General features: G+C 66.2%; 19 protein-coding genes. 13 read left to right on the forward strand and 6 right to left on the reverse strand.

Translation table 11 applies throughout. The annotated features are described in order from the left end of the window. Window positions 1–56: 56 nt before the first annotated feature. Window positions 57–1,304: an N-acetylmuramoyl-L-alanine amidase gene (locus tag E5A73_RS12995; RefSeq protein ID WP_135964280.1), complete on the reverse strand. Its 1,248-nt coding sequence runs from the start codon at window positions 1,302–1,304 to the stop codon at window positions 57–59. 494 nt (window positions 1,305–1,798) lie between these two features. On the opposite strand from E5A73_RS12995, the gene E5A73_RS13000 reads away from it, so the two are divergent. From E5A73_RS13000 to E5A73_RS13025, 6 genes are all read left to right on the forward strand, one after another. After that, window positions 1,799–4,513 (forward strand): Rne/Rng family ribonuclease, encoded by a 2,715-nt coding sequence (locus tag E5A73_RS13000; RefSeq protein WP_240700170.1) that lies wholly within the window; start codon window positions 1,799–1,801, stop codon window positions 4,511–4,513. A gap of 106 nt (window positions 4,514–4,619) precedes the next feature. Then, window positions 4,620–5,987 carry a M48 family metalloprotease gene (locus E5A73_RS13005; protein WP_476712831.1) on the forward strand — a complete coding sequence of 456 codons (1,368 nt, stop codon included), beginning with the start codon at window positions 4,620–4,622 and terminating at the stop codon, window positions 5,985–5,987. Next, window positions 5,984–6,742, forward strand: a complete 759-nt coding sequence (locus tag E5A73_RS13010; RefSeq protein ID WP_135964282.1) for a DsbA family protein — start codon at window positions 5,984–5,986, stop codon at window positions 6,740–6,742. Before E5A73_RS13005 ends, E5A73_RS13010 begins: the two co-directional genes overlap by 4 nt. A gap of 100 nt (window positions 6,743–6,842) precedes the next feature. Next, window positions 6,843–7,793, forward strand: coding sequence for an ABC transporter ATP-binding protein (locus tag E5A73_RS13015; protein WP_135964283.1), 951 nt, complete (start codon window positions 6,843–6,845; stop codon window positions 7,791–7,793). After that, on the forward strand, window positions 7,790–8,560 hold the full coding sequence (locus tag E5A73_RS13020) for an ABC transporter permease (RefSeq protein WP_135964284.1): 771 nt from the start codon (window positions 7,790–7,792) through the stop codon (window positions 8,558–8,560). Before E5A73_RS13015 ends, E5A73_RS13020 begins: the two co-directional genes overlap by 4 nt. A 25-nt stretch (window positions 8,561–8,585) precedes the next feature. After that, window positions 8,586–9,053: a GNAT family N-acetyltransferase gene (locus E5A73_RS13025; protein ID WP_240700171.1), complete on the forward strand. Its 468-nt coding sequence runs from the start codon at window positions 8,586–8,588 to the stop codon at window positions 9,051–9,053. On the opposite strand, the gene E5A73_RS13030 is transcribed toward E5A73_RS13025, so the two are convergent. Next, window positions 9,046–10,902: a CocE/NonD family hydrolase gene (locus E5A73_RS13030; RefSeq protein ID WP_135964286.1), complete on the reverse strand. Its 1,857-nt coding sequence runs from the start codon at window positions 10,900–10,902 to the stop codon at window positions 9,046–9,048. The genes E5A73_RS13025 and E5A73_RS13030 overlap by 8 nt on opposite strands. Window positions 10,903–11,092: 190 nt before the next feature. After that, window positions 11,093–12,061, reverse strand: coding sequence for a class II fructose-bisphosphatase (gene glpX, locus E5A73_RS13035; RefSeq protein ID WP_135964287.1), 969 nt, complete (start codon window positions 12,059–12,061; stop codon window positions 11,093–11,095). A gap of 144 nt (window positions 12,062–12,205) precedes the next feature. Between glpX and E5A73_RS13040 the strand changes: the two genes are divergently transcribed. Beyond that, the gene (locus E5A73_RS13040) at window positions 12,206–12,550 is read left to right on the forward strand and encodes a hypothetical protein (RefSeq protein WP_135964288.1); all 345 of its coding nucleotides are present in this window, start codon (window positions 12,206–12,208) and stop codon (window positions 12,548–12,550) included. Here the strand turns inward: E5A73_RS13040 and E5A73_RS13045 are convergent, their stop codons facing one another. Together E5A73_RS13045 and E5A73_RS13050 are read right to left on the reverse strand one after the other, a co-directional pair. Then, window positions 12,551–13,843, reverse strand: coding sequence for a homoserine dehydrogenase (locus tag E5A73_RS13045; protein WP_135964289.1), 1,293 nt, complete (start codon window positions 13,841–13,843; stop codon window positions 12,551–12,553). Window positions 13,844–13,976: 133 nt separating this feature from the next. Further along, window positions 13,977–14,927, reverse strand: a complete 951-nt coding sequence (locus E5A73_RS13050; protein ID WP_135964290.1) for an isopenicillin N synthase family dioxygenase — start codon at window positions 14,925–14,927, stop codon at window positions 13,977–13,979. Window positions 14,928–15,046: 119 nt separating this feature from the next. Here E5A73_RS13050 and E5A73_RS13055 point away from each other — a divergent pair, with 119 nt between their 5' ends. From E5A73_RS13055 to E5A73_RS13075, 5 genes are all read left to right on the forward strand, one after another. Beyond that, window positions 15,047–16,282, forward strand: coding sequence for a multidrug effflux MFS transporter (locus E5A73_RS13055; RefSeq protein ID WP_135964291.1), 1,236 nt, complete (start codon window positions 15,047–15,049; stop codon window positions 16,280–16,282). 98 nt (window positions 16,283–16,380) lie between these two features. Next, window positions 16,381–16,713 (forward strand): DNA primase, encoded by a 333-nt coding sequence (locus E5A73_RS13060; RefSeq protein ID WP_135964292.1) that lies wholly within the window; start codon window positions 16,381–16,383, stop codon window positions 16,711–16,713. A gap of 292 nt (window positions 16,714–17,005) precedes the next feature. Then, window positions 17,006–17,416, forward strand: coding sequence for an ExbD/TolR family protein (locus E5A73_RS13065; RefSeq protein ID WP_135964293.1), 411 nt, complete (start codon window positions 17,006–17,008; stop codon window positions 17,414–17,416). Window positions 17,417–17,471: 55 nt separating this feature from the next. Continuing rightward, entirely contained in the window at window positions 17,472–18,365 is an 894-nt protein-coding gene (locus E5A73_RS13070) for an MliC family protein (RefSeq protein WP_135964294.1), read from the forward strand. Between the two features lie 32 nt (window positions 18,366–18,397). Continuing rightward, window positions 18,398–18,790 (forward strand): acyl-CoA thioesterase, encoded by a 393-nt coding sequence (locus tag E5A73_RS13075; RefSeq protein ID WP_135964295.1) that lies wholly within the window; start codon window positions 18,398–18,400, stop codon window positions 18,788–18,790. Here E5A73_RS13075 and ppc read toward each other — a convergent pair. After that, the gene (ppc, locus tag E5A73_RS13080; RefSeq protein WP_135964296.1) at window positions 18,787–21,459 is read right to left on the reverse strand and encodes a phosphoenolpyruvate carboxylase; all 2,673 of its coding nucleotides are present in this window, start codon (window positions 21,457–21,459) and stop codon (window positions 18,787–18,789) included. The genes E5A73_RS13075 and ppc overlap by 4 nt on opposite strands. Before the next feature lie 140 nt (window positions 21,460–21,599). Between ppc and E5A73_RS13085 the strand changes: the two genes are divergently transcribed. Beyond that, the gene (locus E5A73_RS13085; protein ID WP_135964297.1) at window positions 21,600–22,466 is read left to right on the forward strand and encodes an oxygenase MpaB family protein; all 867 of its coding nucleotides are present in this window, start codon (window positions 21,600–21,602) and stop codon (window positions 22,464–22,466) included. Window positions 22,467–22,471 lie beyond the last annotated feature (5 nt).

Raw genomic sequence — 22,471 nt, forward strand, 5'->3', positions numbered from 1 at the left:
CAACTCGTCCGTTTCGCCTCTATAATGATCGCATGCGTGGGCGGGAAAAGAGGCGCTCAGCGCGACGCCAGCCGCGTGGCGAAGTGGATTTCCACTGCCTTGCGAACGGTCTGCGCGACCTTTTGCTGCCCTTCGTTCGAAGCGAGGAAGGCGGCGTCGGCCAGATTGGAGATATAGCCGGTTTCGAACAGCACCGACGGCATGTCGGGCGCCTTCAATACCATCAGCGAAGCCATGCGGTGGTAATTGGCCTTGATCGGAATCAGCGGCTGCGCCTCGCGGCCGAGCAACCGGGCGAAATTGGCGCTGGCGTTCATCGTCTCGCGCTGAGTGAGGTCGATCAGGATCGACGAAATGTCGGGGCTGGCGACGCCGAGATCGACTCCCGCGAGGATGTCGGCCTTGTTCTCGCGCGCAGCGAGTCGCGCGGCCTCCTTGTCGGATGCGATTTCGGACAGGGTATAGACGGTGGCGCCGGTCGCTTCGGGGTTGCCGGCGCTGTCGCAATGCACCGAAATGAACAGGTCGGCCTTCAATCGCCGCGCAAGCCCGTAGCGCTCCTGGAGAACCAGGAAGCGATCGTCCTCCCGCGTAAGCGCGACGCGGACCCGGCCCGAGGCGAGCAACGCGTCCTTGATCGCCTCGGCGACCTCGAGCGTGACTTCCTTTTCGCGGAGTCCTCCGTCGGTGGACAGCGCGCCGGGGTCGTGTCCGCCATGCCCGGCATCGATCACCACCAGCGGCCGGCCGGCCTCGCCATAGACTCGCGGCAGCGCCGCGCGCGACACGCGCTTGGGCAGCGCCATCGAAACGCTGTACGGATGCCGCCGCGCCGGCTGGAGATAGGTGAATGGCGGCAGGAAGCGCATCCGCCGCTCGGCCGCGGCGCGCGCGAATCGTTCGTCGTCGACCGTCTTGAGCTGGAGCGTCAGCGTGCGCCCATCTTGGCCGAAGCTACCTTCGGTGACGATCGCCGGCCGCGCCAGATCGAACACCACGCGCGCGCCGTCGGCCTGCACGCCCTGACGGATATTGGCGACGACGCCGCCGGCGACCGCGACGCGGCCGGGCTCGGTGCCGGCCAGGTCGAGCGCGATGCGCTGCGGCCCGGAGAGCAGGAATGCGCTCGCCTGCGTGACCGGCGCGTCGAAGCGGATCACGATGCGGTCGCCCTGCACGCGTACGTCCTGCACGACGCCCGCCCAGCTTGGCACCCCGGTCAACCAGCCGGAGAGAAGGGCAAGCAGGAATAGCACCCGCGCGATATGCCGCGCCGGGCCATAAGGGGTCCAGCCCAAATGCATGATACCTAACTCTGAGACGCGTAATCCCTGACGCGTCCTTCCTAGGCAGAGGCTCTCAAACCGAAGTGAAACAGCTTGGTTAATCGGCATAAATTTGCCGGCACCCGGCAATTGGCTGCCGATGATTACGCCGCTTTATTCGTATCCGGTGCAGTTGCCGCGTCGCGCGGGGGGTGCTAGCAAGAGCCTGCTCCGATCCTTGTATCGGACGGTATTCGCGGCCACATCTGCCGCGACAGTTCAGGTTGACGCTTGCATGAGGCAATTTCCCCATCGTCCCACCCGCCAGGCCCCAGTGGCCGGCCGCGTGACGATGGCGGAGCTTCCGGACCACGCGTCCGGGCGTGCCCTGCCAGCAGCAGCATTTTTCGAAACCTGCGAGACCACAGCCGGCGCCGCCGGCCCAGGCCGCACTTTATATCGCGCGCTCGCGCTCCCGCCCTTCAGGCTTACCGCCTTCAGGGGTCCAGGCCGGCGCGCCCGGAGAATAATAAATGACCATGCGTATGCTGATCGACGCACGCCACCGGGAAGAGACCCGGGTGGCCGTCGTCAAAGGGAACCGGATCGAGGAATTTGATTTCGAGTCCGCCGAGCGCAAGCAGCTCAAGGGCAATATCTATCTCGCCAAGGTTACTCGGGTAGAGCCGTCGCTTCAGGCGGCGTTCGTCGACTATGGCGGTAATCGCCACGGCTTCCTCGCTTTCAGCGAAATCCACCCGGATTATTACCAGATCCCGAAGGAAGACCGCGAAGCTTTGCTCCGCGAGGAGGCCGAGCACGCCGCCGAGGAAGCCGCGTTACGTGCGCAGGATGACGGCGACGACGAGGATCATCATCTCGATGGCGAGGACGGCGTCGAGGTGCTCGAGCGTTCGCACGACGACGAGCATGATGAGAATGACGAGGATTCCGAAGCGTCCGAGAATGACGGCGGCGCGGACGGTCATGACCGCGGCAGCCGCGGCGGTGGCCGTCGTCGTGGACGCGGCGGCAAGGACGACGAGGCCGAGGCACTGCGCCAGCGCCGGATGAACCTGCGCCGCCGCTACAAGATCCAGGATGTGATCCGCCGCCGTCAGGTGCTGCTGGTCCAGGTCGTCAAGGAAGAGCGCGGCAACAAGGGTGCGGCGCTGACCACCTATCTGAGCCTCGCCGGCCGTTATTGCGTGCTGATGCCCAACACCGCGCATGGCGGCGGCATCTCGCGCAAGATCAGCTCGGCTGCCGATCGCAAGCGCCTCAAGACGATCATGGCGGATCTCAAGCTGCCGCCGTCGATGGGCTGCATCGTCCGCACCGCCGGGCTCCAGCGCACCAAGACCGAAATCAAGCGCGACTTCGATTATCTCGCCCGCCTGTGGGACGGGATTCGCGAGGAGACGCTCAAGTCTTCGGCGCCGGCGCTCGTCTATGGCGACAGCGACCTGCTCAAGCGCGCGATCCGCGATATCTACAACAAGGATATCGACGAAGTCATCGTCGAGGGCGAGGACGGCTATCGCCAGGCCAAGGAATTCATGCGCCTGCTGATGCCGAGCCACGCCAAGAAGGTGAAGCAATATGCCGATGCCGTGCCGCTGTTCCAGCGTGCCGGGGTCGAGGACCAGCTTTCGGCGATGTACAATCCGGTCGTCCAGCTCAAGTCGGGCGGCTATTTGGTGATCAACCCGACCGAGGCTTTGGTCTCGATCGACATCAACTCGGGCCGCTCGACGCGCGAGCACAATATCGAGCAGACCGCGACGCAGACCAACCTCGAGGCCGCGCAGGAAATCGCGCGCCAGCTGCGGCTGCGCGACATGGCGGGCCTCGTCGTCATCGACTTTATCGACATGGATCACGGGTCCAACGTCCGTAAGGTCGAGAAGGCGATGAAGGAGGCGCTCAAGAACGATCGCGCCCGCATCCAGGTCGGCCGCATCAGCGCATTCGGGCTGATGGAAATGAGCCGTCAGCGCCTGCGCACCGGCGTGCTCGAGGCATCGACTCGCCAATGCCCGCATTGTGAAGGCACCGGTCTGGTCCGTACCGCATCGTCGGCAGGCCTGTCGGCACTGCGCATGATCGAGGACGAGGCCGCCCGTGGCCGCGGCTCGCAGCTGCTGCTCCGCGCCAGCGCCGAAGCCGCTTTCTACGTGCTCAACAAGAAGCGCTTCGAACTCGCCGAGATCGAGGACCGCTACGGCGTGATGATCGAAGTCGCGCCCGACGGTGAACTCGAAGGCGCGCGGATGACGGTCGAGGCTGGCGGTCCGCCGCCGGCGCACGCGCCGCGCATCGAGCGCCTGATCGAAGAGCCCGAAGACGATTATGTCGAGGAAGTCGAAGAGGACGAGATCGAGGAGGAAGAGGTCGCCGAGGCCGAAGCCCCTCGCGCCGCCCGCCCGCCTCGCGAAGCGCGCGAGCGCGACGAAGCCGAAGCCGAAGGCGAAGGCGAGGGCCGCGGCAAGCGCCGTCGTCGGCGTCGTGGCCGGGGCCGTCGCGGTCGTGAGAACGAGAATGGCGAGGGCGAAGCCGGCGAGAACGAGAACGAGAACGGCGAAGGCGAGGCCGAAGACGAGGGCGATGCGCCCGTCGCGACCGTCGAGACCGAGACTGGTGAGCGCGTCGAGCATGACGGCGAAGAGAGCGAGAGCAGCCGCAAGCGCCGCCGTCGCGGCCGTCGCGGTGGCCGTCGCGGTCCGGGCCATGCCGAGGATACGGTCGCCGAAGCGACGGACGTGACCGAAGCGGAGCCGGTTGCCGAAGCTGAGCCCGTCGCCGAAGTCGAGGCGCCGGCCAAGCCCAAGCGCTCGCGCCGCAAGAAGGCCGACGCCGAGGCTCCCGTCGAGGCAGTTGCCGAGACGGCTCCAGAAGCGCCGGCAGTCGAAGCGGCTCCCGAGCCCGAGGCGGCGCTCGCGCCGGCTCCGAAGCGCTCGCGCCGTAAGAAGGCCGATGCCGAGGCAGCGCCGGTCGAGGCCGTCGCGGTCCCTGAGCCCGAGCCCGAGCCCGTCGTAGCCGAAGCAGCGGCTGAGAAGCCCAAGCGCAGCCGGCGCAAGAAGGCCGATGCCGCGGCACCCGCCGAGGTTGCGGCGGAAGCCCCGGCCGATGCCGAAGCCGAACCGGTCGCGCAGGACCTCGCGCCCGAGGGAAGCGACGCAGACGACGACACCAATCCCGATGGCGAACCACGCCGCGGCTGGTGGCAGCGGACCTTCGGCGCCTGATGCACAAGCGAGCGTGCGGGGCCAAAGACCGCACGCTCGCCTGGCTTCACGACATGTTCATCGTGGATACCCGACAGCGTTGCGCCCCGTGGAGTTTGCCCCGATGATGCCGCGCATGAAGCATTTTGCGGCCCTGCTCGCCTTGCTCTGCCTGAGCTGCTTCGCCGCGCGGCCGGCAATGGCGCAGTCGATCCTGCGCGACGCGGAGACCGAGTCGCTGCTCGCCGACATGTCGCGCCCGATCATCATCGCCGCCGGGCTGTCGCCGAACAATGTCCGCGTCGTGCTGATCAACGATCCGTCGATCAATGCCTTCGTCGCCGGCGGGCAGATCGTCTATCTTCATTCCGGGCTGATCGACGCGGCCGACACTGCCAACGAAGTCCAGGGCGTGATCGCGCACGAGATCGGCCACATCGTCGGCGGCCACGCGGTGTTCCAGAATGACGGCGGCTACACCAACATTTCGATCCTCAGCCTGTTGCTCGGCGCAGCGGCGATGGCGGCCGGGGCGGGCGAGGCAGGCACCGGGCTGCTGATGATGGGTCAGCGCGCTGCAATCGGCAAATATCTCGCCTTCAGCCGCGTCCAGGAATCCTCGGCCGACGCCGCGGGCGTGCGTTTCATCAACGGCGCCGGAATCAGCGGCAAGGGCATGCTCAGCTTCTTCGACAAGCTCACCGCGCAGATGCACCGCTACGGCTATTACTCGACCAATCCGGAAGTCGACCCGTTCGCGCAGACTCACCCGATGTCGGCCGATCGCGTCGAAAATCTGAAGGCGGACCTGCAAACCGCACCGTCATGGGGCAAGCCGATCGACCCGAACATCGAACGGCGCTTCAAGCGGGTCCAGGCGAAGCTGCGCGGCTATGTCGCCGAGCCCGAGACGACGTTGCGGCGCTATCCGGCGACCGACCAATCGGCGCCCGCGCATTATGCCCGCGCTTACGCCTATCACAAATCGGGCTATCCCGATCAGGCGGCGGCGGAGACCGCAGCTCTGGTCAAGAGCGCGCCGGACGATCCCTATTTCCTCGAGCTCGAAGGCCAGATCCTGCTCGAATCGGGCAAGCCGGTCGAGGCGATCGCGCCGCTGCGCGAAGCCACCCAGCGCTCGAACAACCAGCCGCTGATCGCCGCGACCTTCGGCCATGCCTTGCTCGCGACCGAGGACAAGGCGAACTTGGTCGAAGCCGAATCGGTGCTGCGTACGGCGGTCGCGCGCGACAAGGAGAACCCATTCGCCTGGATGCAGCTCGGCACGGTCTATGAGCGCAAGGGCGACGAGCCGCGCACGGCGCTCGCCACTGCCGAGCGCGCGCATCTGATGGGCGATATGCGCACGGCATTGGTTAGTGCCCGCTCGGCGATGGCGAATCTGCCGCAGGGTTCGATCGACTGGGTCCGCGCGCAGGACATTTCGATGGTCGCGCAGAATGCGATGGACGAAGAGAAGCGCAAGCGCCGATGAGCGAAAGACTGTTGCGCAACCCGCTGGCGCTTGCCGGCGCGATGCTCGCATCCGCGTTGCTCGGCGCGGGTGCCTTCGCGCTGCTGCTCAGCTGGATGCCGGGCCTCGCCGGACCGGCGGTCCGCGGTTACTTGCTCGAGCATCCCGAAATCCTGCCCGAGGCCATGGACCGGCTCCAGGCGCGCGAAGCGGCGCGCTACGAAAAGGCGCAGCAGGGTGCGCAAGCAATGGTGCCGCAGCATCTCGCCCAGCTGCAAAAGCCCTATGCGGGTGCCTGGGCGGGCAATCCGAACGGCGACGTCACGGTCGTTGCCTTCATGGACTATGCCTGCGGCTATTGCCGCGCCAGCCTGCCCGGCATCGACGCGCTGCTGGCGAAGGATCCGGGCGTCCGCGTGGTTTATCGCGAATATCCGGTGCTCGGGCCCGAGAGCGTCGCCGCGGCGCGCTGGGCGCTGGCGGCGGCTGAGCAAGGCAAGTTCCGCGCGTTTCACGATGCGCTTTATGCCGCCGGCCAACCGGGTGCGGAGAGCATCGCGATCGCGGCGGACAAGGCCGGTCTCGACAAGAGCATCGCGATGAAGACCGTTCAGTCGAAACCGGTCGAGCAGGAGATCGCTGCCAACTACAAGCTCGGCGAGCAACTCGCGATGACCGGAACGCCGGCGTGGGTCGTCGGCGGAAAGCTGCTTTCGGGCGCACGCGATTATGCCGGGCTTGCGCGGGCGGTCGCCGAGGCGCGGGCGGGGAAATGATCCACTATCCTCCCCCTGGCGGGGAGGATTTCTGCTGGACTGCTTGTCCAACCCCACCCCCGCGCCTACGTAACGGATCCGTTCCGGTCCGGGGTCCCCCATGCAATCCATTCTTTCGGTTTCCCAGGTCAGCAAGACCTATGGGTCGGGCCACAAGGCGCTCGACCATGTCGATCTGGAGATCCGCCGCGGCGAGATTTTCGCGTTGCTCGGTCCCAATGGGGCGGGCAAGACCACGCTGATCAGCATCATCTGCGGGATCGTTACCCCCAGTACGGGCACGATCCTCGTCGACGGCCATGACGCGATCCGCCACCCGCGCGAAGCGCGCAGCCGGATCGGGCTGGTGCCGCAGGAAATCGCCGTCGACATGTTCTCGACGGTGGCGTCGACGATGCGCTTCTCGCGCGGGCTGTTCGGCAAGAAGCCCGATCAGGCGTATCTCGATCAGGTGCTCAAGGATTTGTCGCTGTGGGACAAGCGCGATGCCAAGATCATGGAATTGTCGGGTGGGATGAAGCGCCGGGTGATGATCGCCAAGGCGCTCAGCCACCAGCCCGAGATCCTGTTCCTCGACGAACCCACCGCCGGCGTCGACGTCTCGCTGCGCCGCGACATGTGGAAGATGATCGGCAAATTGCGCGAGCAGGGCACCACGATCATCCTGACCACGCACTATATCGAAGAGGCCGAGGAAATGGCCGACCGGGTGGGGGTGATCAACAAGGGCCAATTGCTGCTGGTCGAGGAAAAGGCCGTGCTGATGAAGAAGCTCGGCAAGCGCGAGATGGACATTGCCTTGGTCGAACCGATGACCGCGGTCCCGGTCGAGCTCAACGAATGGCATCTCAGCCTCGAGGATGAGGGGCATCGCCTGCGCTACGTGTTCGACGCGCAGGCCGAGCGCACCGGCATCCCGTCGCTGCTTCGGAAACTCGCCGACCTGGGCATCGGGTTCAAGGACCTCGACACCAGCAAGTCGAGCCTCGAGGACATCTTCGTAGATCTGGTCGAGCACAAGGAAGCATCGAACGAGGGAGCCGTGGCATGACCGGCGTCAATTTCCACGGCATCTGGGCGATCTACAAGTTCGAGATGGCGCGCACGTTGCGTACCCTGTGGCAGAGCGTGGTGACTCCGGTGATCACCACCTCGCTGTACTTCATCGTCTTCGGCGGGGCGATCGGAAGTCGCATCGATTCGATCGGGAGTGTCAACTACGGCAGCTTCCTTGTTCCGGGTTTGATCATGCTATCTCTACTAACCCAGAGCATCGCCAACGCCTCGATCGGCATCTATTTTCCCAAATTCACCGGCACCGTGTTCGAATTGCTGTCGGCGCCGATCTCGGCGGTCGAGATGGTGATCGGCTTCGTCGGCGCGGCGGCGACCAAGTCGATCGTGATCGGGCTGATCATCCTGATCACTTCGGCGTTCTTCGTCCCGCTGCGGATCGATCATCCGGCGGCGATGCTGGCGTTCCTCGTGCTGACTTCGGTCACGTTCAGCATGTTCGGCTTCATCATCGGGATCTGGGCCAAGGGGTTCGAGCAATTGAACATCGTGCCCGCTTTGCTGGTGACCCCGCTGACGTTCCTCGGGGGCGCCTTCTACTCGATCGATATGCTGCCCGAGCCGTGGCGCACGGTGAGCCTGTTCAATCCGGTGGTGTATCTGGTCAGCGGCTTCCGCTGGAGCTTCTTCGGCCAGGGCGATGTCAGTATCGGCTGGAGCCTCGGGGTGACGGGGCTGTTCCTGCTGCTGTGCCTCGGGCTGATCATCGCGATCTTCCGCACGGGGTATCGGCTGAAGAACTGATCCGATGCCCGGCATATGGCGAGCGATGCGCGAAGCCGATCTCGCTTCGGTGTCGGCGATCTCGGATGCCGTGCATGGGCGCTTCACCGAGCCGGTGGCGGTCTATGCCGAAAGGCTGGCGCTATACCCGTCCGGGTGCCGCGTGCTGGAGCATGACGATGCAGTCGCCGGCTATCTGATCGCGCACCCCTGGCATCGTGACGTTCCGCCGAAGCTCGGGGCAATGCTCGGCGCGATCCCGCCCGATGCCGACGCATATTATCTCCATGACATCGCCTTGCTCCCCGCGGCGCGCGGGACCGGCGCGGGAAACGAGGCGCTGGATCTCGTCACGGCGCAGGCCCGCGCGCTCGGGCTGTCGGACATCGCGCTGATGGCGGTGGGCGGCGCCGACCGCTATTGGGCCGCGCAGGGCTTCGCCTATGCCCCGGGTGACGAGGATCCGTCCTACGGCCCGGACGCCTATCTGATGCTCGGCGCAGTGCTTATTTGATCACCGGCAGCGCCACCAGCGATCCGCCGCACACTCGCTGGGTCGCCTTGACGAAATCCTCGGGCGCCGCCTTGTATATATTGGGCACGAACTTCTGCGGGTTGCGGTCGATCACCGGGAACCAGCTCGACTGGACCTGGACCATGATCCGGTGGCCCTTCTTGAAGACATGGTCGTGGCTGCGCAGCGGCACGTCCCAGGCGATGATCTGGTTGGGCGTCAGCGGGGTCGCCTTCTCGAAGCTCGCGAGATAGCGGCCGCGGCGGACCTCCATCGCGATCGGGAATTGATAGCCATTCATCGTTCGAGGATATTCGCCGAGCGTGCCGGGACGGGCGGGCTCGTAATCGTCGGGAAGCACGTCGATCAGCTTGACGACGAAGTCGCTGTCGGTGCCCGAGGTCGACGCCATCAGCTTGGCGGCAACTTCGCCGGTCACGGTCAGGTCGGTCTCGAGCGGCGAGCTGGTGTAAGAGAGCACATCGGGGCGGTGATCGACGAAGCGCTGGTCGGCGGCTTCCCACCAGCGCCATTCCTGCGAGGGATAAGTGCGCGAGATCGGGCGCTCGCGGAACGGCACCGGATTGGCCGGATCGGAGACATATTCGCGGCACTGGCCGGCATCGGCGGGCGGGGTGAACGAAAGCGTGCCGTCGCTCTGCAGATAGAGGTTGGTCAGCGTCGCGCCCGGGGCCGGCCATTTGGCATAGGACTTCCACTCCCACGATCCGCTCTGGAACATCCTGGCTTCGAACGCGGGCTTGCTGCCCTTGCCGTGCAGCCAGTGCGCGAAGAACGGGGCTTCGATGTCGCGCATGAATTCGGTGCCGCTCTCCTTGCCGTGCTTGACATAGCCGACGTCGCTGCCGGGCGAATGCCACGTCCCGTGCGCCCAGGGGCCGGCGACGATCATGTTGAGCCCGTCGGGGTCCTGCGCCTCCATCTTGTCGTAGATCTTCCAGGTGCCGAGCGGATCTTCCTGATCCCAGAAACCGGCGACATGGAGCGTCGGCACCGTCGTGCGGCCGAGCTTCTCGGTCCAGCGCTGGCGCTTCCAGAAATCGTCGTAATCGGGATGCTCGATCATCGCGGTGAGCTGGGGGACCGATCCCTTGAAGTAGATTTTGTCGAGATTGGCGACCGGGCCGAGCTTGAGGAACCAGTCATAGCTGTCGACCAGGGGCTTGCCGCCATAGTCGAAGTCGTTCCCTTGGCCGTTGTTCTGCAGGCTGAACAGCCAGTCGGTGGCGTAGGACAGCCGCATCGCGCCGTAGCGGTGGAGATCGTCGTTGATCCACCAGTCGTTCCACGCCGCCTGCGGGCTCACTGCCTTGAGCGCGGGATGCGGCATGGCGAGCGCCACCGCCGAAGCATAACCGGGGTACGACACGCCCCACATCCCGACCTTGCCATTGTTGCCGGCGACGTTCTTCACGAGCCAGTCGATGCTGTCCCACGCGTCGGTGGCCTCGTCGACGGCCTTGGGTCCCTTGGCGTCGAGCGCCATCGACATCTTGAAGTCGCCACCCGATTTGAACTGGCCGCGCATGTTCTGGAAGACGAGGATATAGCCGTCCTCCATCAGGAACCGCATCGAGGCGGGCACGCTGCCTGGCGGCTGATCGGGGACTCCATAAGGCGTGCGCTGGAGCAGGATCGGCAGTTTGCCGGCCTTTCCCTTCGGGCGAATGATGACGGTCTGGAGCTTCGCGCCGTCGCGCATCGGCACCATCACTTCCTCGTAGGTGAAGGGGGATCCCTGGGGCGCCGCTGGGGCAGCCGCCTGTGCGTGCGCCGCAAGCGGCGTAATAAAGGCTGCGAGTGCCACGAAACCCATCAACCTGCGCATTGTCGACCTCTTTTGAATGATGCCGGCAAGGGGTAAGGCGCAGGCGGCAGCGGGGCAAGCGTTCCCCCCGCTCGTGCTGAGCTTGTCGAAGCACGGCGGCGAGCGATGCGCTCGTGGATAGCCGCCCTTCGACACGCCCAGGGCGAACGGGGATTTTTAGCGCATCATCCCGACGTGGCCGGGAGGACGATCAGCCCAGCCGATGCTCGCCCTTGACCCAGCGCACCGTGCCCGAGCTGGCGCGCATCACGACGCTCTCGGTGGTCATCTTGCCGCGGACGCGCTTTACGCCTTCGAGCAGCGAGCCGTCGGTCACGCCGGTCGCCGCGAAAATGCAGTCGCCCTTGGCGAGTTCGGTGAGATCGTAGATCTTGTCGAGATCCTCGATTCCCCATTTGCGTGCGCGAGCGCGCTCGTCGTCGTTGCGGAACACCAGCCGGCCCTTGAACTGGCCGCCTACGCAGCGGAGCGCGGCGCAGGCGAGCACGCCTTCCGGCGCGCCGCCCGATCCCATATAGATGTCGATCGTGGTGTCGGGATTGGTGGTGGCGATCACGCCGGCGACATCGCCGTCGCCGATCAGCACGATGCCGCAGCCGATCGCGCGCAGCTCGGCGATCATCTTTTCGTGGCGCGGGCGATCGAGCACGCAGACGATGATCTCATGGGGCTCGACGCCCTTGGCGGCGGCGAGCGCCGTGACATTCTCGGTGGGCGACTTTGCCAGGTCGATTACGCCCTCCGGATAGCCGGGGCCGACTGCGATCTTGTCCATATAGACGTCGGGCGCGTTCAGCAGCCCGCCATGCTCGGCGACCGCGAGCACTGCGAGCGCGTTGGGCCCGGCTTTGGCGCAGATCGTGGTGCCTTCGAGCGGATCCAGCGCGATGTCGATCTTGGGGCCCGTGCCGATCGCCGAGCCGACCTTTTCGCCGATATAGAGCATCGGCGCTTCATCGCGCTCGCCTTCGCCGATCACGACGGTGCCGTCCATGTAGAGCGAATTGAGCGCCTCGCGCATCGCCTCGACCGCGACATGATCGGCCGCCTTTTCGTCGCCGCGCCCGACCAGGCTCGACGCGGCGATCGCGGCGGCTTCGGTGACGCGCACCATTTCGAGCACGAGAACGCGATCGAGAACGTTGCTGGCGGTCGTCATCGGCTGGTAATCCTCTTGGCAGAACTGTGGTGGCGATAGGCGGCGCGTGTTGCACTGTCGAGGCTGCTAGCGCTGTCAGGCGCAATCGCATTTTCGCCACAACCCTGCTTCAGCCTCGCTTGGTCGCAAGCGTAGGAACTATGGATGCTGTTACCCTTGCTGTTGCTGGTCCAGGACGCGCCGGCCGTTGCCGCTGCGATCGCCGAATATCGCGCGAAGACCGCCGGCGACGTGTCGTGCCGCGCTGCCAGCGACGGGGACGAAGTCGTCGTTTGCGCGCTGCGACACGCCGATCGCTATCGCGTCCCGTTCGTCGCACCGGCTCACCAGGAACTGCCCGATCAGCGAGTCACCCGGCTCGTCGGGCAGCGGACCGAACCCGAATGCGGGCAAGGCGCATTCATGGCGCATTGCGGCTCGGTCGGCGTCAGCGCGACGATGGGCAACGGCCGCGGCATGCGCTGGAACGAGCGCCCGCTCGCCCCCTGATCACTCGCCCAGGATGTGCATCCACATCGATTCACCAACCAGGCTCTGCGAGCCGCGCAATTTCTCGAGCGCCTGGGCGACGCTGCGCTCGGGCCCTTCATGCGTGACGATCGCGACGAGCACGCTGCCGTCAGGGTTGGCGCCGCGCTGGATCAGACTCTCGATCGAGACGCCGGCGTCGCGCATCGCCGCGGCGATCTCGGCGAGCACGCCGACCTTGTCGGCCACGGTCAGCCGGACATAGGCGCGGGCGCGGCGCTCGCCGCTGTCGGCGGCGTGCTGCGCGGCGAGCGCGTCGGCGGGCATCGCATAAGGCGGCCCGAATTCGCCGCGGGCGATGTCGATCAGGTCGGCGACGACTGCGCTGGCGGTCGGGCCATCGCCCGCGCCGGCGCCCTGGAACAGCAGCCGGCCGACGAAATTGCCTTCGGCAACCACGGCGTTCGTCGAGCCAATGACATGCGCGAGCGGGTGGCTGAGCGGGACAAGATGCGGGTGGACGCGCTGGAATAGCCCGTGCGGCCCCGAATCGGCAACACCGAGCAGGCGGATGCGATAGCCGAGTGCCGCCGCTTCGGCGATGTCGGCCGCGAGGAGGTGGCGCACGCCGGTGATCGCCACGTCGCCGAACGCGGGCTGCGTGCCGAATGCCACGCTGGCAAGGATCGACAATTTGTGCGCGGCATCGACGCCGTCGATGTCGAAGCTGGGATCGGCTTCGGCATAGCCGAGCGCTTGCGCTTCGCCGAGGATCTCCGAAAAGTCGCGGCCTTCGGCCTCCATCTTCGACAGGATGAAATTGCAGGTGCCGTTGAGGATGCCATAGACCCGGGCGATCACGTTCGCCGCGGCGCCTTCGCGCAGGCCCTTGATCACCGGCACACCGCCGGCGACCGCGGCCTCGAACTTGAGCGCGAGGTTCGCGGATTCGGCGGCGCGGGCGAGCTCGAGCCCGTGATGCGCGATCATCGCCTTGTTGGCGGTAACCAGGCTCTTGCCGGCGGCCAGCGTCGCGCGCGCGAGCGCGAGCGCGGGGCCGTCCGAGCCGCCGACCAATTCGACCACGACATCCGCCTTGGGATGCCGCGCCAGCTCGGCGGGATCGTCGACCCAGTCGAAGCGCGCGATGTCGACGCCGCGATCCTTGGTCCGGTCGCGCGCCGAAACTGCCGTGACGACGATCGGCCGCCCCGCGCGTCGCGCGATCAGTTCGCCATTCGTATCGAGCAGGCGAATCACGCCTGCGCCCACGGTTCCGAGGCCGGCGAGTGCGATGCGAAGCGGTTCGGTCATTGGTATCTCACGAATAAGCTCCTCCCCTTCAGGGGAGGGGTTGGGGTGGGGCAGTGCGGCAGGCGGAGGTCTCGGTGAGACGGCCAGGCCCCACCCCCAACCCCTCCCCTGAAGGGGAGGGGCGTTCAAGATATTAATTTTTGATCAGCCCGATCTCGACGAGACGTTCGTGGAGATAGTCGTGCGCGCTGATCGGCACGGGATAGCGATCGGGCCGCTCGGAGCCGATGCAGCCGGGCAGCGTCTCGATCAGGAAATCCGGCGCGGGATGCAGGAAGAACGGCATGGAATAACGCGAATTGCCGCGGCGCTCGGGCGGCGGGTTGACCACGCGGTGGGTGGTCGAGGGCAGGACATGGTTGGTCAGCCGCTGGAGCATGTCGCCGACATTGACCACCATCGCGCCTTGAGGCGGCTTGACCGGCAGCCACTTGCCGTCGCGATCGAGCAATTCGAGCCCGGCTTCCTCGGCGCCGAGCAGCAAGGTGATCAGGTTGATGTCCTCGTGCGCGCCGGCGCGGACCTCGGGTGCGTCGACAGCTACCGGCGGGTAATGGAGCAGGCGGAGCACCGAATTGCCGTCCCTTACGGCGGGGTCGAACCATTCGGGCGCCAGACCGAGATAGCGGGCGATGGCGGAGAGCAGGCGGTCGCCAGCTTCGTCGAACGCCTGGAAAAGCTCGAGAAAAGTCTCTCGGAAGCCCTCGGGCTGCGAAGGCCAGATGTTGGCGGGCATCTTGTCGGCGAAGCGGTGATCGCGCGCGAGCTCGCGGCCGACGTGCCAGAATTCCTTGAGGTCGACATGGCTGGCACCCTTGGCGATCTCGGTCTTGAACGGGGTGTAGCCACGCGCGCCGCCGCCGTCTTCGACGAAATAGCTGCGCTTCTCGGCCTCGGGCAAGTCGAAGAACGCCTTGGTCATCGCCCAGGCGCGCTCGATCAGCGCGGCTGGGACGCCGTGATCGCGTACCACCGCAAAGCCGAAGCGCTGGAAGGATCGACCGAATTGCTGCGCGAAGCCTTCGGGATCGGATTGCTGATCGGCGAGCGAAAGCGCCGGAATTTCGGCGAGAGTGTCGAGCATGCGAGTCTCCGTATGTTGGGCCCAGTTAGACCCGCAGCCCCCCGCCGAACAAGCGGGCGACGTTGCGCGTCGGGCAACAAGGGGGTGACGCCCGCGCGCCGATCCGCCATTGGCCCCGCATGCCCGACCCCCATCTAACCACACAGTCCGCCGATCGCGCGCCGCTCCGCTTCGGAGAGTTCGTGACGCTGATCGCGGCGATGATGGCGCTGACGGCGCTCGGGATCGATTCGATGCTGCCGGCGCTGCCCGCGATCGGCGCCAGCCTCGATGTCGCCGAGCCCAATCACCGGCAATTCGTGATCACCGCCTTCCTGCTCGGCTTCGCGTTCGCGCAACTGATCTACGGCCCGCTGTCGGATCGGTTCGGGCGGCGGCCGGTGCTGATCATCGCCTTGGTCAGCTATGTGCTCACCAGCGCGCTGGCGGCGATCTCGGGCAGCTTCGTGCTGTTGCTGGTCGCGCGCGTGGCGATGGGCGCGTCGGCGGCGGGGGCGCGGGTGGTGACCGTGGCGCTGGTGCGCGACTGCTTTGCTGGACGAGCAATGGCGCGAGTGATGAGCCTGGCCTTCATCGTCTTTATGGCAGCGCCGATCTTCGCGCCGGCCTTTGGCCAAGGCGTGCTCGCAGCGGGGGGATCGTGGCGGGTGATCTTCTGGGGTGTTGCAGCAGTCTCTGCGCTGGTAGTGGCGTGGTTCTGGCTGCGGATGCCCGAGACGCTCGACTCCGATTCGCGCCAGAGCCTCAAGCCAGCGCGGATTGCCGCCGATTATGCGCTGGTGCTGCGCGATCGCGGCGCCGTCGGCTACACGATCGCCGCGGCCCTGCTTTCGGGCGGGCTGTTCGGGTTCATCGGCTCGGTGCAGCAGATCATGGAAGGGGTGTTCCACCGGCCAGAGTTGCTTACCGTGGTATTCGCCGCTGTCGCCAGCACAATGGCGATGGGCTCGTTCCTCAATTCGCGGATCGTGATGAAAATCGGCACGCGGCGGATTTCGCACACCGCGCTTCTGGCGCTGATCCTGTTCGCGGCAATCCATCTCGCAATCGCCTTTTCGGGACATGAGAATCTGTGGAGCTTCGCGATCCTGCAAGCGCTGATGATGGCGAGCTTCGGCCTCGCCAACTCGAACTTCTCGGCGATGGCGATGGAGCGGATGGGCGAGATCGCCGGCACCGCGTCGAGCCTGCAGGGCTTCGTCGCGACTCTCGGCGGCGCAGTGATCGGCGCACAGATCGGCCAGGCGTTCGATGGCACCACCGTGCCGCTCTACACCGGCTTCCTCGCAATGGGAGTGCTGGCGTTCGTCGCAGTGGCGGTCGCCGAAAAAGGACGACTTTTCCGACCAAGCTGACAGGTTCGCGTCGCCGTGACGGAACGGATGTGGCACGATTGCCGTTCGACCCGTGACGGGGGACATTTTCGCGCCCCCTCCAGCGAAGAGGATCACTTATGGGCGGCAATCAGGTTCCCCCGCATTCCACCGACAATTGGTCCGCCGAAGGCTATGACGAGGCGCAGGGCGCCGAAATCATCGAGGCGACGCAGGACGGCCCGAGCAACGGCACGATCATGACCGACATCCCGCTGGGTCTCGACGACCCCGATGCGATCGCCAGCGAAGACGAACTGACCATGGTCGACGGCGAGATTGGCGAAGAGGACGATGATGCCGACCAGGACGAGGACGATCTCCGCGAGGACGATATCCAGGCCGATCTCGACGACGAGGATGTCGACGAGGACGATCTCGACGACGGCGACGAAATCGCACTCGCCCCCTGACGCTTGACCCACGCCCGCACTGGACCCGCGTCCCGCGGGTCAGAGGAGAAGCGCCATGCCGCGGGCCGCGCGCATCGACACCTATATTGCAGGCCGGGTGAAATTCGCCCGGCCGCTCCAGCGGGTCCATGCTGCCTGTCTGGCTATCGAAGAATCGACCAATGGTCGGTGACCATTTCAGCTGGAAGGGCCGGCATCAGATCCCGGGATGCGCCGGGATGACGGTGGTATACGGCTCTGGACAACCCTATTTCAAATGATACGTTGCATCATAACAATAAGGAGAGGTGCAATGGTCAAAGTCGCGCGTGTCCCCGAGCCGGTGCCCTTCAGCGCGATCAACGTCACGCCGTTCATCGACGTGATGCTGGTGTTGCTGATCGTGATGATCCTCAGCATTCCCATCGCTACGCATAAGGTGCCGATCGACCTCCCCAGCGATCCGAAGCCGAGCACCCGGATCGAACGACCGCACCAGCTCGGCATCGATCGCGTTGGCGGCCTGTTCTGGGACGGGCGGCGGATCGCCGATGCCGAATTGCTCGGATTGCTCGCGGTGATGCAGCGCGACACGGCGGCGGTGCTCCACATCAATACCGATCCGGAGGCGCGCTACGAGCGGTTCGATTCGGTGCTGGCGGTGGTCAAGCATGCGGGCGTCGAACGGCTCGGCTTTGTCGGCAACCGCCCGCTCGAAGATTGAGGAACAGCGTGGCAACGGGCGCGTTCGTCACCCGTTGCCCAAGCTGGATCATCCGATGCGCCTGTCTCTGCCGCTGCTTCTGGCGCTCGCCGCCTGTTCGTCCCAGCCGAGCGAAAACGTCGTGACCGCCGCCGACGATTTCGACCCGCCCGCTGCGGAGGCAACTCCAGCCCCCGCGCCGAAGGCCATAGCTTCGGCGACGCCGGCGCCGCTCAATCCGCCGGCGCCGGGAGAACCGGGCGGGCTGGACGACGACCGCACGCCGGTCAGCGAGGCGCCGTTCACCGAGGATAGCGCGCAGGGCGCCGCCAATGTCGTGCAGACCTATTATGCGCTGCTCGGGGAGGCAAAATATGGCCAGGCCTATCGGCTCTGGGAGCCGGGCGCCGCCGGAATGGACGCGCGTGCCTTTGCTGCGAGCTTCGCGCGCTATTCGGAATATCACGCCAATGTCGGCGCGCCGGGCCGGATCGATGCGGGGGCGGGCCAGCGCTACGTGACCGTGCCGGTGCAAGTCTATGGCCGGCTCAAGGAAGGTGCTCGCCCGTTCAACCTGCGCGTCTCGCTGACCTTGCACCGCACCGGCGATGTGGATGGTGCCACCGCAGAGCAGCGGCGCTGGCGAATCCACAGTCCCGACATCAAGCCGCGTCCTGGGGAGGCGACGCCCTCGGCCCAGCCCACCGAGCACAATCGCTCGACCGCGCGCTATCGCTGCATGGACGGATCGCGCCTCGTCGCTGCCTTCGAACCGGACGGGGATCGAGTCACCGTTTCGCGCGGGGGCAAGGCGCTGGCGACGTTGCGCGGCGAACGGGCCGCTTCGGACACTCGCTACACCGCGAAGGGATATGAATTGCGGGGCAAGGGCGATGCGATGACCTTCACGGCGCCCGGCTTGCCGCCGATCGCCTGCACCGTCATCGTTGATCGATACCGCGGAGGCTGACCTTCGACCGTCAGTTGCGCTAAGGTTCGGCGATGACGCCTTACATCAGCACGATCACCGCCGGTCCCGAGGACATCGACATCCTCGGCCACGTCAACAATGCGGTCTGGGTAAAGTGGATCCAGGATGTCGCCGTGGCGCATTGGCACGCGATCGCCGCGCCCGAACATCACGCGGCTTATATCTGGGTGATCACCCGGCACGAGATCGACTATCGCGGCAGCGTGGTCGAGGGCGAGACGGTGACCGCGGAGACCTGGGTGAGCGAACCACCCAAGGGCGCGCGGTTCAATCGCTATATGAAATTCACCGGCGCCGACGGGAAGGTGCGAGTCGAGGCCAAGACCACCTGGGCGATCCTGGACCGCGCCACGGGCCGGCTGGTACGCGTGCCGGACGAAGTGGCGGCCCCGTTTCTGGCCTAGCCGCTGTTCCGCAGCGCCGTCGCAATCGCGTTTATCGACAGCAGGATACCTTCGCCGATCCGGGCATCCTCCTCGCCGGCGCGGTGGCGCTTGAGCAATTCGATCTGGAGCAAATTGAGCGGTTCGATATACGGGGTACGCAGCCGGATCGAAGTCTCGAGCCCGGGGTGCTTCTCGAGCAGCCGCGTCTGGCGCGTCACGGCGAGCAGCCCGTCATGCGTTGCATTCCAGCCGTCGCGGATCCGGCCGAAGATGCCGTCGCGCAGATCCTTGTCCTCGACCAGAGCCGCATAATATTGCGCGACGTCCATGTCCGATTTGGCGAGCACCATCTCCATGTTCGCCAGGGTCGACGCGAACAGCGGCCAGCCCGTGGCCATCTCGCGCAGCAGGCCCTTGTCCGCGAACGCGTCGATCGCCGCGCCGACGCCGTACCAGCCCGGCAGCATCACGCGCGCCTGCGCCCAGCTAAACACCCAGGGGATCGCGCGCAGATCCTCGATCGCGTCCGATTTCTTGCGGCTGGCCGGGCGGGAGCCGATCTTGAGCCCGGCGATCTCGGCGATCGGCGTGGCCTGGCGGAAATAGCTGGTGAAGCCCTCGGTGCCGTAGACGAGCCCCCGATAGGCCTTGAACGCCGTCGCCGAGAGTTCGTCCATAGCCGCGGCGAAGCGCTCGGCATCGGCGGGGGCAAGCTGCTCGGGCTCGAGGCTGGCGAGCAGGGTCGCCGATGCCATCGCTTCGAGATTGGTCATCGCGCTCGCCCGGGTGCCGTATTTCGCGGCGATCACTTCGCCCTGTTCGGTGATCCGGATGCGGCCCTGCACCGTGCCCGGGGGCTGGGCGAGGATCGCCGAGAAGCTCGATCCGCCGCCGCGGCCGACCGCGCCGCCGCGGCCGTGGAACAGCTGCATCGCGAGGTTGGCCTTTTCAAACACCGGCTTGAGCGCCGTCGACCCCCGCGACAATTGCCAGGTAGAAGTCAGATAGCCGCCGTCCTTGTTCGAATCGGAATAGCCGATCATGACTTCCTGATGCCCGCGCTTCGCGGCAATCGCGGCGACTTCGGGCAGGCTCAGCCATGCCTCCATGATCGCGGGCGCGCCTTCCAAGTCGGCGATCGTCTCGAACAGCGGGATCGCCATGATATGCGCCTGCGGCTGGGCGCCGGGGATGTAGAGCCCGGCTTCCTTGAGCAGCACATGGACTTCGAGCAGGTCCGACACCGACTGCGCCATCGAGACGATATAATGGGTGATGCATTGGCGCCCGTATTTGGTGTGCGCCTCGGCAGCGGCGCGGACGATCGCCAGCTCGGACGCGGTCTCTTCGGAATAGACCGCATAGGGGCTGGTCAGCGGCCGCACGCTCTCGAGCTCGCGGCGGAGCAGCGCCACGCGGGCGTCCTCGTCGAGCGCGAGATAATCGTCGCACGCCCCGCCGGCCTTGAGCAATTCGGCGATCACGCGCTCATGGATCGCGCTGTTCTGGCGCATGTCGAGCGTGGCCAAGTGGAAGCCGAAGGTCTCGACCGCGCGGATCAGCCGGCCCAGCGCGCCGCCGCTGGCGAGCGGCCCGGCACCTTCGGCGGCGAGACCACGCGCGATCGCAACCAGCTCCTCGCGGAACTGCGTGGGCTCGGCATAGGGCTCGGCGCGCAGCGGGGCCGGGCGTGCGGCGCGCTTGCCGGTCAGATTCTCGTGCGTGGCCGAGAGCCGGGCATAGATCCCGGTGAGCGCGCGGCGATAGGGCTCGTCCTCACGGCTCTTGCCGGTATCCGGGCTTTCCTCGGCGAGTGCGATCACCGCCGCGCTGACGCTGGCATGCTCGGTCGAGATCGACAGCTCGGCGCCGAGCGCGTGGACCGACTCCATGTAATACGCCAGCACCGTCTCGGCCGAACGCGCGAGCGCGAGCTTCATCGAATCCGCAGTGACGAATGGATTGCCGTCGCGATCGCCGCCGATCCAGCTGCCGGCGCGCAGGAAGCTCGGCGCGCGCTCGCCGAGCGCGCGGTCCCAGCGGGCATAGAGCGCGGGCAGGACGGGCAGGAACACGTCGCGCAGATAGGACAGCGCGGTCTCGACTTCGTCGGCGACGCCCAGTTTTTCGCGGCGCAGCACGCGCGTCTGCCAGAGCAACGCGATCTGGCGCAGGATCGCCTCTTCGACCTTGTCGCCATCTTCGGTTTCCTCGACGCCGCGATCCTTGAGCGCCATCAGTTCGGCGATCCGGTTCTTGTGGTCGATCATCGACTTGCGGCGCACCTCGGTCGGGTGCGCGGTCAGCACGGGGGCGACCAAGGCGTGATCGAGCAGCGCCATCACGGCATCGTGGCCGATGCCGTGTTCCTGCAGCCGTGCCAGCGCCGAGGCCATGTCGGCATGCGCCTCGGTCTCGACGCCCTGGCGGTCCTCGGCGAGGTTGGCGAGCATCGAGAACAGCATGAAGCCGCGGACGAAATCGAGCGTCTCGTCGAGGCTCAGCCGGTCGAGCCCCGAATCGATTGTTGCCGCCCCGGCGACGCCGCGATGCCGGTCGACCGACGTGGCGCGGATATATTCGATGCGCTTGAACAGCTCCTCACCGCCATAAGCGCGAATCACGTCGCCGAGGAGTCGACCCAGAAAGCGGATGTCCGGGTTGTTTGCGATCGCGAGACTGGCCATGGCCGGTGTTGCTGCACTGCAAGAAGCCCCCGGTCAATCCACGCTTTGTCGCGCTGCGACAAAGACCGCTTTCGGGCCTGATTTGTCGGCGTGAAGCCGTTGCGGGTTGCGATGGGGGCTTCGAGCCCTAGCTTGGAACGATGAGTCCCGCCACCCAAGCCGCCCGCTCGCTCAAATCCGCGCTGATCGGCCAGGTGCGCGCGGTATTCAACGACAAGGCGAAAGGCGAGAAGCCGGTTCAGCGCAATCCCGAGAGGAGCATGTTCGGCCCCCGGTCGGTGGTGTGGCGCGTCCATGGCGACGTCACTACGATGATGGTCGGCGGGGTGACTGCGCTGCTGCTCCAGATGCTCCATCCGGCGGTGCTCGCCGGGGTGTGGGACCATTCGAGCTTTCGCGGCGACATGCTCGGCCGGCTGCGCCGCACGGCGCGCTTCATCGCGATGACGACTTATGGCGCCGCCGAAGAGGCCGAGGTGTCGATCGCCAAGGTGCGCGACGTCCACACCCGCGTTCGCGGCGTGCTGGCCGATGGCACGCCCTATGCCGCAGACGATCCGCGCCTGCTCGCCTGGGTTCACGTCACCGAGGCGGTGAGCTTCCTCGACGCCTGGCGGCGCTATGCCGAGCCCGGCATGTCGGCGAGCGATCAGGACCGCTATTTCGCCGAGTTCGCCCGAGTGGCGGAAGCGCTGGGTGCCGACCCGATCCCGCGCAGCCGCGCCGAAGCCGACGCTCTGATCGCCGAAATGCGGCCAGAATTGCTGGTCGATGCCCGCACCCGCGAAGTGGCGCGGATGGTGCTCGATCAGCCGGCGCCCAACCTTGCGGTCAAACCGTTCCAGATGCTGGCCTTCCAGGCGGCGGTAGACCTCCTCCCCGATTGGGCCCGGCGGATGCACGGGCTTTCCGGCCCCGGCCTTGCCACGCCCGCGGTGCGGCTGGGCACCGGCGGCATTGCCAGCACGATGCGCTGGGCGTTCCGATCGTCGTCAAGTCGGGACTAAGTCCC

The sequence above is a fragment of the Sphingomonas gei genome (assembly GCF_004792685.1).
Taxonomy (GTDB): Bacteria; Pseudomonadota; Alphaproteobacteria; order Sphingomonadales; family Sphingomonadaceae; genus Sphingomonas; species Sphingomonas gei.